This is a genomic window from Bradyrhizobium sp. USDA 3397 (assembly GCF_054060965.1).
Genome location: NZ_JBSSDS010000001.1, coordinates 6175310 through 6187790 on the forward strand (window position 1 = coordinate 6175310; position 12481 = coordinate 6187790).

The 12481-nt window shown below is 65.9% G+C and carries 10 protein-coding genes; 4 read left to right on the plus strand and 6 right to left on the minus strand.

Going from position 1 to position 12481, the window contains the following annotated elements; all coding sequences use genetic code 11:
* Positions 1-218 precede the first annotated feature (218 nt).
* Positions 219-3095 (minus strand): EAL domain-containing protein, encoded by a 2877-nt coding sequence (locus tag ACVWYQ_RS28550; RefSeq protein WP_035998272.1) that lies wholly within the window; start codon positions 3093-3095, stop codon positions 219-221.
* A gap of 152 nt (positions 3096-3247) precedes the next feature.
* A complete protein-coding gene (locus tag ACVWYQ_RS28555; protein WP_157283734.1) occupies positions 3248-4246 on the minus strand; it encodes an NAD(P)H-quinone oxidoreductase in 999 nt (332 codons plus the stop codon).
* Between the two features lie 118 nt (positions 4247-4364).
* Here ACVWYQ_RS28555 and ACVWYQ_RS28560 point away from each other — a divergent pair, with 118 nt between their 5' ends.
* Together ACVWYQ_RS28560 and rcdA are read left to right on the plus strand one after the other, a co-directional pair.
* Positions 4365-4556, plus strand: coding sequence for a DUF1192 domain-containing protein (locus ACVWYQ_RS28560; RefSeq protein ID WP_035998277.1), 192 nt, complete (start codon positions 4365-4367; stop codon positions 4554-4556).
* Between the two features lie 584 nt (positions 4557-5140).
* Positions 5141-5650, plus strand: a complete 510-nt coding sequence (rcdA, locus tag ACVWYQ_RS28565; RefSeq protein ID WP_035998279.1) for a protease adaptor protein RcdA — start codon at positions 5141-5143, stop codon at positions 5648-5650.
* A 205-nt stretch (positions 5651-5855) separates the two neighbouring features.
* Here the strand turns inward: rcdA and rpmE are convergent, their stop codons facing one another.
* A complete protein-coding gene (gene rpmE / locus ACVWYQ_RS28570) occupies positions 5856-6083 on the minus strand; it encodes a 50S ribosomal protein L31 (RefSeq protein ID WP_027573780.1) in 228 nt (75 codons plus the stop codon).
* A gap of 197 nt (positions 6084-6280) precedes the next feature.
* Here rpmE and ACVWYQ_RS28575 point away from each other — a divergent pair, with 197 nt between their 5' ends.
* A complete protein-coding gene (locus tag ACVWYQ_RS28575) occupies positions 6281-8131 on the plus strand; it encodes an ABC transporter ATP-binding protein/permease (RefSeq protein ID WP_456726594.1) in 1851 nt (616 codons plus the stop codon).
* A gap of 167 nt (positions 8132-8298) precedes the next feature.
* On the opposite strand, the gene ACVWYQ_RS28580 is transcribed toward ACVWYQ_RS28575, so the two are convergent.
* The 3 genes from ACVWYQ_RS28580 to ACVWYQ_RS28590 form a co-directional block, all read right to left on the minus strand.
* Positions 8299-8745, minus strand: a complete 447-nt coding sequence (locus ACVWYQ_RS28580; RefSeq protein ID WP_404545929.1) for a GNAT family N-acetyltransferase — start codon at positions 8743-8745, stop codon at positions 8299-8301.
* A 124-nt stretch (positions 8746-8869) separates the two neighbouring features.
* Positions 8870-9898 (minus strand): peptidoglycan -binding protein, encoded by a 1029-nt coding sequence (locus tag ACVWYQ_RS28585; protein ID WP_128264247.1) that lies wholly within the window; start codon positions 9896-9898, stop codon positions 8870-8872.
* 156 nt (positions 9899-10054) lie between these two features.
* A complete protein-coding gene (locus ACVWYQ_RS28590) occupies positions 10055-11068 on the minus strand; it encodes a hypothetical protein (protein WP_036021706.1) in 1014 nt (337 codons plus the stop codon).
* A 167-nt stretch (positions 11069-11235) separates the two neighbouring features.
* Here ACVWYQ_RS28590 and ACVWYQ_RS28595 point away from each other — a divergent pair, with 167 nt between their 5' ends.
* Positions 11236-12255: an SAM-dependent methyltransferase gene (locus ACVWYQ_RS28595; protein ID WP_404545932.1), complete on the plus strand. Its 1020-nt coding sequence runs from the start codon at positions 11236-11238 to the stop codon at positions 12253-12255.
* Positions 12256-12481: the final 226 nt, after the last annotated feature.

A 12481-nucleotide genomic window follows, 5' to 3' on the forward strand; every position in this document is an offset into this window, starting at 1 on the left:
TGACTTGTCGCGGCGCCGGTGCGCACGCCTCGTCCTTCGAGACGGCGCTTACGCGCCTCCTCAGGATGAGGCTAATCTACCGTCAGTGCTCGTTGAAACTGTTGCCGCGAACTCCGCCCTCATCCTGAGGCCCGCCAACGGCGGGCGTCTCGAAGGATGGCCACAGGCGAGTTCGCCTATATGCGATCGCCCTGCCCTCCAAGAGAGGGTAAGAGAGTCTAGCTCGCCGCTTCCAGCCGCACTTCCGTGAGCAGCCGCATCGCCGCGTCCGCGTCCATCGGCTCGCCGAAGGCAAAACCTTGCGCGTATTCGCAGCCCATCTGGTAGAGCTCGACGGCGTCCGAATCGGTCTCGGCGCCTTCGGCGACGACGTCCATGCCGAGATCGTGGGCGAGCGCGATGATCGACTTCAGGATCACGGGGCGGGTGCCGCGGCTGGTGGTGCGCACGAACGACTGGTCGATCTTGATGGTGTCGAACGGGAAGCGCTGCAGATAGGCCAGCGAGGAGTGGCCGGTGCCGAAATCGTCGAGCGACAGCCCGGTGCCGAGCTCGCGGATCCGGGTCAGCATCTGGGCCGCGTGCTCCGGATTCTCCATCACCAGCGATTCCGTCAGCTCGAGCTTGAGCGTGCCGCGCGCCACCGAGGAGCGCGACAGCACGGTACGGACATCGTGGATCAAATCGTGGCGCAGCAGCTGCCGCGAGGAGACGTTGACGGAAGCGAAGATCGGCTCGCGCGAGCGCATCGCCCGCTGCCACACCGAAAGCTGCTTGGCGGTCTGGTCGAGCACGAACATGCCGAGGTCGACGATCAACCCGGTCTCTTCGGCGATGGTGATGAACTCGGAGGGCGCCATGCGCCCGAGCTTCGGGTGGTCCCAGCGCGCCAGGGCCTCGAAGCCGGCGATGGAGCGATCCTCCAGCCGCACGATCGGCTGGTACAGGATCGTGATCTCCTGCCGCTCGATGGCGCGGCGCAATTCGCTCTCCAGCGTCAGGCGGTCGGTCTTGCGCGCCCGCATCGCCGGCTTGTAGACGTCGATGCGGTCGCCGCCGATCCGCTTGGAGTGATACATCGCCAGCTCGGCGTCCTTGATGATCTCGTCCGTGAGCTGGGTTTGCGGATCGGACAGCGCGAGGCCAATCGACGCGGTGAGGAAGATCTCGCGGTCGTTGAAGGCGATCGGCGCGCGGATGGTCTTGCGGATGGTCTCGGCGAAAGCGGTGATGCGGGCCGGGTCCTGCTCCGACAGCAGGATCAGGCCGAACTGGTCGCCGGCCATCCGCGCCAGCGTGTCCTGCGGCTTCAGGATGCGGGTGAGGCGGCGCGCCAGCGTGAGCAGGATGGAATCTCCGACCGCGATCCCGACGGAATCGTTGACCTGCTTGAAGCGGTCGAGGTCGATCACCATCAGCGTCGGCCGCAGCGTCGGCATGGTCTTGGCGAAATGCGCGACCGCGCCCAGCCGGTCCATGAACAGTTTTCGGTTGGGCAGGCCGGTGAGATTGTCATGCACGGAATCGTGCAGTAGGCGCTCCTCGGCGTTGCGCAGCTCGGTGACGTCGGTCAGCGTGCCCACCACGCGCGAGACCTCGCCGTCCGAGCCGACCACCGGGCGCGCCTTGAGCGCGAACCACATGAAGTGGCCGTCCGGCGTGCGCAGACGGAAATCCTGCACCAGGCGGCCGCGGCGCTGGTCGAGCACGCTGTCGAGCGCGGCGCGGAAACGGTCCTGGTCGAGCGGATGCAGCACCTCTAGCCAGGACGCCGCCGGGCCTTCCAGCGTGCCGCGCTTCAGCCCGAGCAGGGCTTCGGTCTCCGGGCTGGTGAACACCTTGTCGGCGGAGACGTCCCAGTCCCAGATCAGGTCGCCGGAGCCGGCCAGCGCCAAAGCGCGCCGCTCGATGTCGGAGACGACGCCCGTGCTGGCACCGCCGCCGGCAAAGGCGTGCTGCATCACCGTGAAGCCGATCAGCATCACGATCAGCACGAGGCCGCCGAGCAGGGCAGGGCCGACGATGTCGTTGGTGACCGAGCCCGCCACCGTCATGCCGGCCGCGACCACCCAGACCACCAGGAGGAACCAGGTCGGGATCAAGAGCACGGCGCGGTCGAAGCCGTGGGTGGAGAGATAGACGATCAGCGCGAAGCCGGCGAAGGCGATCAGCACCAGCGAGATGCGTGCGATGCCGGAGGCCACCGCCGGGTCGAACAGCGCGAGCGCGACCAGCGAGCCGAGGAACGCGAGCCAGCCGACCGTGATGTGCGAATAGCGCACGTGCCAGCGGCTGAGATTGAGATAGGCGAACAGGAACACCAGGAGTGTCGCCGCCAGGATCGCCTCGCCCGCCGCGCGCCAGATGCGCTCGGCGTTGTTCGACATGTCGAGCACCTTGCCCCAGAAGCCGAAATCGACGCCGATATAGACCAGCACCGCCCAGGCCAGCGCCGCCGCGGCCGGGAACATGATGCTGCCCTTCACCACGAACAGGATGGTCAGCACCAGCGCGAGCAACCCGGAGATGCCGATCACGATGCCCTGGTACAGCGTGAAGGAGTTGACCTTGTCCTTGTAGGCTTCCGGCTCCCACAGATAGAGCTGCGGCAGCTTGTCGGTGCGCAGCTCCGCAACGAAGGTGACGACGGCGCCGGGGTCGAGCGTGATGCGGAACACGTCCGCGGTGGCGCTTTCCTGCCGTTCCGGGCGGTCGCCGATCGAGGGCGTGATGGTCGCGATGCGTGACAGGCCGAGGTCGGGCCAGAGCAATCCCGAGGAGACGATGCGGTAATGCGGAGCGACGATCAGGCGGTCGAGCTGGTCGTCGGTGTTGTTGGCGAGCGCGAACACCACCCAGTTCTGTCCGCCCTCGCGGGCGCGCACCTCGATGCGGCGGACGATGCCGTCGGTGCCGGGTGCGGTGGAGACCTGGATACGATCGGCATCGCTGCGCTGATGCTCGAGCACGCCGGTGAGGTCGATCGCGGGCGCGTCGCTACGGACGCTGACGGCGTCGAGCGCGCGCGCGGGATACGCGGCGACAAGAATCATGAGGCCCAGCGCGATGGGCGCGAGGCACCTGATCAGACGCAAGGTCAGTTCTCCGCGTTCGACGCAAACTCGTCAGTGCAAGGCAAATCTAGAAGGCGATTCAGACCGGACCGATGCGGTTCGGTGCGTCGCGATAGATGCCACGAAAGCGAGGAAAATCAAAGGGTTTCCGGCTTGCCCTGTGGGCCAGCGGCCTAGGCCTCCAACACAATTTTGCCAATATGTGCGCTCGTTTCCATGCGCCGGTGGGCGTCTGCCGCCTTTTCCAGCGGGAAAGTGCTGTCCATCACCGGCTTGACGCGGCCTTCGCGCAAAAGCGGCATCACTTTCTGCTCGATCGCGGCCACCATCGCCGCCTTGTCCGCATTACTACGGGGGCGCAAGGTCGAGCCGGTATGGGTCAGGCGCTTGACCATCACCTTGGCGATGTTGACGCTGACCTTGGGGCCGTTGAGGGTCGCGATCTGGACGATGCGGCCGTCGACCGCGGCGGCATCATAGTTGCGATCGACATATTCTCCGGCGACCATGTCGAGGATCAGGTTGACGCCAACGTTGTTGGTCTCCGCCTTCACCACGGCGACGAAATCTTCGGTCTTGTAGTTGATGGCGCGGTCGGCCCCCAGTTTGAGGCAGGCGTCGATCTTGTCCTGCGATCCCACGGTGACGAACACTTTCGCACCGAAGGCTTTGGCGAGCTGAATGGCCATGGTGCCGATGCCGGACGAGCCGCCATGGATCAGCAGCGTCTCGCCGGCCTTGAGGCCGCCGCGCTCGAACACATTGTGCCAGACCGTCATCAGTGTTTCCGGCAGCGCGCCGGCTTCCTTCATCGACAGCGCCGGCGGCACACTCATCGCCTGGGCGTCCTGGGCGATGCAGTACTGCGCATAGCCGCCGCCGGCGACCAGCGACATCACCTTGTCGCCGACCTTGTGCCGCTTGGCGTTGCTGCCGACCGCGACGACTTCGCCTGATATCTCGAGGCCGGGCAGGTCGCTGGCGCCGGGCGGCGGCGGATAGGCGCCGGAGCGCTGCGCCACGTCGGGCCGGTTGACGCCGGCAGCTTCGACTTTGACCAGGATCTCGTCGGGCCCGGGCTGCGGAACACTGCGTTGCTCCGGCACCAGCACCTCCGGCCCGCCGGGCTTGGAGATGGCGACCACGGTCATTTGCGCGGGCAGCTTGTCCATGATGTGTCCTTGAGCAAAAGTGCGGGGGGAAACGAGGCCCTTGCTTAGCCAGCGCGGTGCAGGCTGGCAACCGCCTCAGCCATGTGGTCCGACCCGCGGACGGAGAGGAGGAACGACGATGCCGATCGAAGACGACGACCGCCCGCGCAAGAAGATCAGTCATGAAATTGGGCAGGACCTCTCACTTTTGTCAGTGGAGGAACTGACCGAGCGCGTGGCGCTGCTCAAGACCGAGATCGCAAGACTGGAAGAAGCCGCCGCCAAAAAGCGCGCCTCGCGCGATGCGGCGAACAGTATTTTCAAGTCGTAGCAGTCGCCACACAGCGACTGTCGTCCCGGACGCGTGGGCCGGACTTTCTCCGTCTCGTCATTCCGGGGCGGCGCGTCAGCGCCGAGCCCGGAAATCCATAATCACAGGCTCTGCAAAAGGGCGCGCTAAGAGAGCCGGGCCGTTCCATCCGCTCGTGGTTATGGATTCCGGGCTCGCGACTTCGTCGCGCCCCGGAATGACGACGGAGACGTCTGTTCCCGCAGCACACTCGGCCACTGGCTCACATGACTAATGAACTCTGAAAAAATTAGCTCGTTTACTTCAGATTAAGCTTTCGGGTTTATGACTGGAACTGTCCTCGTTTGGACACCGAGTGGCTCCTGTCCACTCTGTTTGACGCCTCCCTGTTATCAACTTTCAAAGCCGCCGGTCTCCGGCGGCTCTTTTTTGCGTTCACTTGACCGGTTTGGGCCTCTCATCCCGGTTGCATTTGAAAGGATTGACCCGCGGAAACCATATCCGCGCTTGTCACTGGACTCCGCGTCCCGCCCGCGCAATGATTTGTTCATCATAAGCCGGCGCTAAAGCCGGGCAGTCAAACAGTTGCGTAAGAGGCGTTAACCATGGAACGTTTGCAGGCCGACGGCGCGCTCGTTCAGCTCAGTGAGCGATTCACCAATTCTGCGGCGTTCGGCAATTTGTTCCGTGAGGGCATGGACCTCGTCGAGGAGACCGCCGCCTATCTCGACGGCGCCGGCCGCGTCGAGGCCAAGGCGCTCGACCGCGCCGTCAGCCTCACCTATGCGACCGAGAGCATGCGCCTCACGACGCGCCTGATGCAGCTCGCCTCCTGGCTGCTGCTGCACCGCGCGGTCAAGGAAGGCGAGATGACGCTGAGCCAGGCCAATCGCGAGAAGACCAAGGTCAAGCTCACCGCCGCCGATCCCGGTCCCGCCGACACGATCGAGAAGCTGCCCGCGCAGCTTCAGGACCTGATCCATCGCTCGATGAGCCTGCAGACGCGCGTCCGCCGCCTCGACAGCACGATCCACACCCCGCCGGCCGAGCAGGCCACGATCGGCAACCCGCTGGTGCCGCATCTCAACGCGCTGAAGGCCGCGTTCGAGCGGTAGGGTCTATCAACAGTTCAAATCGTCATTCCGGGACGCGCCTCTTGGCGCGGGCCCGGAATCCATACTCCCGATCGTGGTTATAGATTCTCAGATGCGCAATTGCGCATCGTAGCTCGCGACTTCGTCGCGCCCCGGAATGACAGCCCCAAAACAAAAACGCCCCCGGTCTCCCGGGGGCGTTTTCGTCTCCAGCCTTGCGGCCGGCTCAATCCTTCTTGAGGAAGCCCGAAAACTTCTTCTGGAAGCGCGAGACGCGGCCGCCGCGGTCCATGATCTGGGCGGAGCCGCCGGTCCAGGCCGGGTGCGACTTCGGATCGATGTCGAGGTTCAGCGTGTCGCCTTCCTTGCCCCAGGTCGAGCGGGTCAGGTACTCGGTTCCGTCGGTCATGACGACCTTAATCGTATGATAATTCGGGTGAATTTCGGCTTTCATGGCAATTCCTCGGCGCTCCGGCGCCTTCTTGGGTGGCTCGCGAATGACGGATTTGGGCGGCTCTATACCTCACGAAACCCCGCAAAACAAGCCATGCCGGCGCGCTGGACGGGGTTTGCCCCTAAGGGACTTCCCGGATTTGCCACTACTTCTGCACCGGCCTATTGGGAGCAGATCAATGCAACGGGTCGGATCTCATGAGCGCAGTGGAACGGCTGGATGACCACGATGTCGAACGGCCCGCAATGAACGCCGCAGACACTCCCTCAATCGAGGCCGAGCTGATCGAAGCGCCGGCCAAGGGCCGCGCCAAGTTGCGGCCGCTGCTCGCGCTCGCGCCTTATGTGATCCGCTATCGCGGCCGGGCGGCGCTGGCCTTCGTCGCACTCACGATCGCGGCGTTGACCACGCTGCTGGTGCCGGTCGCGGTGCGCCGGATGATCGATTTCGGCCTGACGCCCGAGGGCATCGAGCTGATCAACAGCTACTTCTCGGTCATGCTCGCGGTCGTCGCCGTGCTCGCGATCGCCAGCGCCGCGCGCTACTACCTCGTGATGACGATCGGCGAACGCATCGTCGCCGATCTCCGGCGCGACGTCTTCGCCCATCTCTTGTCGCTCTCTCCCGCCTTCTTCGATTCCGCCCGCAGCGGCGAATTGATCTCGCGCCTCACGGCCGACACCACCCAGCTGAAATCGGCCGTCGGCGCCTCCGTCTCGATCGCGCTGCGCAATCTGATGATGTTCCTCGGCGCGACGGCGATGATGGTGATCACGAGCCCGAAGCTGTCGGGCTTCGTGCTGCTGGCCATCCCTTTGATCGTGCTGCCGCTGGTGGCGTTCGGGCGCTGGGTGCGGCGCCTGTCGCGTAATGCGCAGGATACGCTCGCCGATGCCTCCGCCTATGCGGGCGAATTGGTCGGCGCGATCCGCACCGTGCAGGCCTATACCAGCGAGCAATTTGCCGAGAAGCGTTTCGGCGGCGAGGTCGAGCAGGCCTATGAAGCCGCGCGCACCTCGACCCAGGCCCGCGCCGTGCTCACGGCGATCATCATCTTCATCGTGTTCGCAAGCGTGGTCGCGATCCTCTGGATCGGCTCGCATGACGTGCTCACCGGCGCGATCACGCCGGGCCGGCTCGGCCAGTTCGTGCTGTATGCGGTGTTCGCCGCGGCGGGCCTCGGCCAGCTCAGCGAGGTCTGGGGCGAGGTCTCGGCGGCGTCAGGCGCGGCCGAGCGCCTGTTCGAGATCCTCCACGTCAAGCGCGAGATCACCGCGCCTGCGACGCCGCTTGCGCTGCCGGTGCCCGCGCGCGGCGAGGTCGGCTTCGATCGGGTCAGCTTCGCCTATCCGGCGCGGTCCGACGTCAAGGTGCTCGACGCGGTGTCGTTCACCGTGCGCCCTGGCGAGAAGGTCGCGATCGTCGGTCCCTCCGGCGCCGGCAAGAGCACCATCTTTCATCTGCTGCTGCGCTTCTACGATCCGCGCAGCGGGACGATCTCGCTCGACGGCGTGCCGGTCAAGTCCGCCGCCCCGGGCGATTTCCGCGCGCGCATCGCTCTGGTGCCGCAGGAATCCGTGGTGTTCGCCGCGAGCGCCCGCGAGAACATCCGCTTCGGCCGGCCCGATGCGACCGATGCCGAGGTCGAGCGCGCCGCCGAGCTCGCCCATGCCGCCGAATTCATCCGCCGCCTGCCCGAAGGTTTCGAGACCGCGCTCGGCGAGCGCGGCGTGACACTGTCCGGCGGCCAGCGCCAGCGCATCGCGATCGCACGCGCCATCCTGCGCGACGCGCCGTTGTTGCTGCTGGACGAAGCCACCTCGGCACTCGACGCCGAAAGCGAGACGCTGGTGCAGACCGCGCTGGAAGAGCTGATGCGCCACCGCACCACGCTCGTCATCGCCCACCGCCTCGCCACCGTGCTCTCCTGCGACCGCATCCTGGTGATGGACCAGGGCCGGATCGTCGAGCAGGGCACGCATGCCGAGCTCGTCGCGGCGAACGGGCTCTATGCGCGGCTGGCGCGGCTGCAATTCGAGGGCGCGTGAGGGGCAGAGCGGCGTGAGGTCCTCGATTGCCGTCCCAATCACGGTGTCATTCCCCGCGAAGGCGGGGAATCCAGTACGCCGCGGCGTCTCGGTTCGATCACTGCCGTCTCTGGAATACTGGATTACCCGCCTTCGCGGGTGATGACAGCTCAGTTTGCGTTTGGCGATTACGCCCGCCACACCATCTTCAACACCGGCCGCCCCGAGGTGGGGTTCACATCGTCGCCCGCATGGGCGAAGCCGTTGCGCTCGTAGAAGCGGATCGCGCGGGCATTGTCCTTGTTGACGAGCAGCGTGACGCCCGAGGGCGACAGGCGCTTGGCCTCGTCCACCAGCAGCCTTGCCGCGTCGGAGCCCCAGTGCGCGGGATCGACGACGAGCTGGTCGAGATAGCCTTCGCCGTCGATGGTGACGAAACCGACCAGCGCGCCGTCCTGCTCCGCCACCACGATCTGGGCCTTCGGCACCAGATCCCTCAGCCAGCGCTCGCGCCACCATTCGAGCCGTGCGGCGAAGTCGATCTGCGGATAGGCCTGCTGCCAGGTGCGATGCCAGAGATCGATCGCGACGGCTTCGTCTTCGGGTCGGTAAAGGCGGAGGTGGAGCGCGCTCATTTTACGAAGGTCGTCATGCCCGGGCTTGTCCCGGGCATCCACGCCTTTCTGTCGCGGCGGGCCAAAGATCGTGGATGGCCGGGACAAGCCCGGCCATGACGTTGAGGTCGTGTGTCCCTCACCACTACCGCTCCGTCAGCTTCAGCTCGATGCGGCGGTTGCGCTTGTAGGCCTCTTCCGTGTTGCCGGTATCGAGCGGCTGAAATTCGCCGAAGCCGGCCGCGACGAGGCGCTGGGCGGGCACGCCGAGCGAAACCAGATATTGCACCACCGAGATCGAGCGCGCTGCGGACAGGTCCCAGTTCGACTTGAAGTTCGCGCCGCTCACCGGCCGCAAATCGGTATGGCCGTCGACGCGCAGCACCCAGGGGATGTCGCTCGGGATCTTCTTGTCGAGCTCGATCAGCGCCGCTGCCAAGGTGTCGAGCTCGGCGCGGCCCTCGGGCAGCAGCACCGCTTGTCCCGTGTCGAAGAACACTTCGGACTGAAACACGAAGCGGTCGCCGACGATGCGGATGTCGGGGCGGTTGCCGAGGATGGCGCGCAGGCGGCCGAAGAATTCCGAGCGGTAGCGCGACAATTCCTGCACGCGCTGCGCCAGGGCGACGTTGAGGCGAGAGCCGAGGTCGGCGATGCGGTTTTGCGATTCCTTGTCGCGCTTCTCGGAGGCATCGAGCGCCTCCTCCAGCGCCGCCAATTGCCGGCGCAGCGCGCTGATCTGCTGGTTCAGCACCTCGATCTGCGCCAGCGCCCGCGCCGAGACCGCCTTCTCGGAGTCCAGCGCCTTGCCGAGCTCGGCGGTCTTGCCTTGCGCGTCGTTGCCGGCGGCAGCCAAGCCGTCATAGAGGCCCTTGATGCGGTCGCGCTCGGATTCGGCCGAGGCGAGCCCGGCTTTCAGCGACGAGACCTGGTCGTCGAGGGTGAGCTTGCCGAGCTTCTCCAGCGACAACAGCTCGTTGAGCTGGGCGATCTTGGCGTTGAGCTGCTCCAGCGCCTTGTCCTTGCCGGTGACCTCCTGCGACAGGAAGAACTGCACCACGAGGAACACCGACAGCAGGAACACGATCGACAGCACCAGCGTCGACAGCGCGTCGACGAAGCCGGGCCAGTAGTTGAGACCGCCTTCGCTGCGGCGGGCGCGGGCAAGGGCCATTTAGTTCTCCGCTTCTGCTCTCGTGTCCCGGACGCGGTGCAGCGTGCAACGCTGCTGCGCAGAGCCGGGACCCATTCCTCGTTTCTCTGGGCCCCGGCTCAGCAGCGCATCACTACGTGCTGCGCTGCGTCCGGGGCACGATGGTTCGGCGAGCCCTCAACTCTTCTCGGGCTGGCGCGCGATCCGCTCCAGCAGGCGGCGGATCTCGCGATTCTGCTCGCCCTGGCCGTCGGCCCATTCGCGGATCATCTGCTGCTCGGTGCGCATGTGCGAGACCAGCGCCTGGATGGCTTCGGCAAGGCTCGCCATCGCCGCGGTGGTGCCGCGGCCGGCGCTGCCTTCCTCGAGCACGGACCGCAGCCGTTCGACCGCGGCCTGAAGCTCGCCGCTGGCGACGCCGCCGCCGGTCGCGACAGGCGCCTCGCCGTTGCCATACTCGCGCACTGTGGTGGCGAGCCAGTCCTCGAGATCGGTGTAGAAGCGGTTCTGCGCCTGGCTCGATTGCAGATCGAGGAAGCCGAGGATCAGCGAGCCGGCAAGGCCGAACAGCGAGCTGGAGAAGGAGATGCCCATGCCGCCGAGCGGGGCGGCGAGGCCTTCCTTCAGCGTGTCGAACAGCGCCCCGGAATCGCTCCCGACCTTGAGCCCGTCGATCACCTTGCCCACCGAGCCCACCGTCTCGATCAGGCCCCAGAAGGTGCCGAGCAGGCCGAGGAAGACCAAGAGGCCGGTCATGTAGCGGGAGATGTCGCGGGCCTCGTCCAGGCGGGTCGCGATCGAATCGAGCAGGTGCCGCATCGTGGTCTGGGTGATGGTCATCCGCCCCGAACGCTCCCCGCCGAGGATCGCAGCCATCGGCGCCAGCAGCTTGGGGTGGCGGGCCGGCGCCAGGCCGGGATCGGCGACGCGGAAATTGTTGACCCAGGAGACTTCGGGATAGAGCCGGATGACCTGGCGGAAGGCCAGGATGATGCCGATGAACAGCACCCCCCCGATCAGGGCGTTGAGCCCGGGATTGGCGAAGAAGGCCTGGACGATCTGCTTGTAGAGCACCACGCTCACCAGCGTGCACAGCACCAGGAAGACCAGCATCCGCACCAGGAAGACGCTGGGCGAGGACAGTTTGGTGTACTCGATGTCCATGGTGGATCGGGAAGTGCCAGACCGCATGCCGGTATCATCCGTTACGTAAAGCTTGCTTGCGGCGCGCACTATGGCACAGCGCCGGCCCAAAAAAAGCGCCGGATGCGCCGATTTCGGGGACAGCTCGGGAACCCGGACCGGAAGCGGCGCTTTGATAGCCAAGTCTCTGCAGAAGTTCGCCATTCGGGGGGCGCATGAGCGTCGTTTCCGCGATCATCGGGACTGCCGAGCGCGTGCCGCTGCCGGACGTGGTGGTCCGCGCCGCGATCCAGCGCCTGTGCTCCCGCATGGCGACGCGCCTGTCCGGGCTCGGCCCCGGCGACGATGCCGCCTTCGCTGGGCGGATGATGCTACGGCCGATCGCCGAGGGCGCGGCAGCGGGCCATGACGAGGTGCCCGCGGCCTTCTTCGCCGACTTGCTCGGCCCCAAACGTAAATTCTCCTCCTGCTTCTACAAGACCGACGCGACCACCTTGCGGGAGGCGGAGGAGGAGGCGCTGCGCCAGACCGTCGAGCATGCCGGCCTGGCCGACGGCCAGGCCATCCTGGAGCTTGGCTGTGGCTGGGGCTCGCTGGCGCTGTGGGTGGCACGGCAGTTTCCGCACGCGACGGTGACGGCGGTCGCGGCCTCACAGGCTCAGCGTGCGTATGTCGAGGAGGAGGCGCGGCGGCGCGGACTGCTGAATCTGCGCGTGGTCACGGCCGACATGAACGTGTTCGCGCCCGAGGGCCAGTTCGACCGGATCGTCTCGGTCGAGATGTTCGAGCGGATGTGCAACTGGCGCAAGCTGATGACACGCGCGCGGTCATGGCTCGCGCCGGAGGGGCGGTTCTTCATGCACGTCGTCACCCACCGGTCCGGCTCGCATCTGCCTGACCCGGCCGATCGCGACGACTGGATCGCGCAATACGTCTACACGGGCGGGCTGATGCCGAGCCATCACCTCGTCAGGCAGTTCGACGATATCTTTGCCATCGAGAAGGAATGGTGCTGGAGCGGCACGCACTACCAGCGCACCGCCGACGACTGGCTGGCCAATTTCGATGCGCATCGCGACCCCATCGAAGTCTCCTTGCGCAGGGTCCACGACGAGGAGACCGCTCTCTGGATGCGCCGCTGGCGCTGGTTCCTGCTCGGGACCTCGGGCCTGTTCGGTCACGCCGACGGAACGGAATGGGGCGTCAGCCATTACCGGATGAAGGCCGCCGAGTAATTGCGATGTTCGGCCGCACACGCGGCGGTGGAACTTAGATTCACAATCAAGTTACACCGCAAAAGATCTCTGATTTCAACAGGATAAGCTGTGTGACAATGAGCCGCCCGCGCCATGCGTTGCATCGCAGCAGATGCATTCTATCTTGGCGGCATCAGCCGCGTGCAAAAGGTCCAGAACGGGCTTCGCGCGAGCATGATCAGTTTCAACAATCGGGGCATCCCAC

Coding starts and splice junctions, on each gene's coding strand:
- ACVWYQ_RS28555 (WP_157283734.1), bottom strand. CDS start 4,246: ATGGACAAGCTGCCCGCGCAAATGACCGTGGTCGCCATCTCCAAGCCC.
- ACVWYQ_RS28560 (WP_035998277.1), top strand. CDS start 4,365: ATGCCGATCGAAGACGACGACCGCCCGCGCAAGAAGATCAGTCATGAA.
- rcdA (WP_035998279.1), top strand. CDS start 5,141: ATGGAACGTTTGCAGGCCGACGGCGCGCTCGTTCAGCTCAGTGAGCGA.
- rpmE (WP_027573780.1), bottom strand. CDS start 6,083: ATGAAAGCCGAAATTCACCCGAATTATCATACGATTAAGGTCGTCATG.
- ACVWYQ_RS28575 (WP_456726594.1), top strand. CDS start 6,281: ATGAGCGCAGTGGAACGGCTGGATGACCACGATGTCGAACGGCCCGCA.
- ACVWYQ_RS28580 (WP_404545929.1), bottom strand. CDS start 8,745: ATGAGCGCGCTCCACCTCCGCCTTTACCGACCCGAAGACGAAGCCGTC.
- ACVWYQ_RS28585 (WP_128264247.1), bottom strand. CDS start 9,898: ATGGCCCTTGCCCGCGCCCGCCGCAGCGAAGGCGGTCTCAACTACTGG.
- ACVWYQ_RS28590 (WP_036021706.1), bottom strand. CDS start 11,068: ATGCGGTCTGGCACTTCCCGATCCACCATGGACATCGAGTACACCAAA.
- ACVWYQ_RS28595 (WP_404545932.1), top strand. CDS start 11,236: ATGAGCGTCGTTTCCGCGATCATCGGGACTGCCGAGCGCGTGCCGCTG.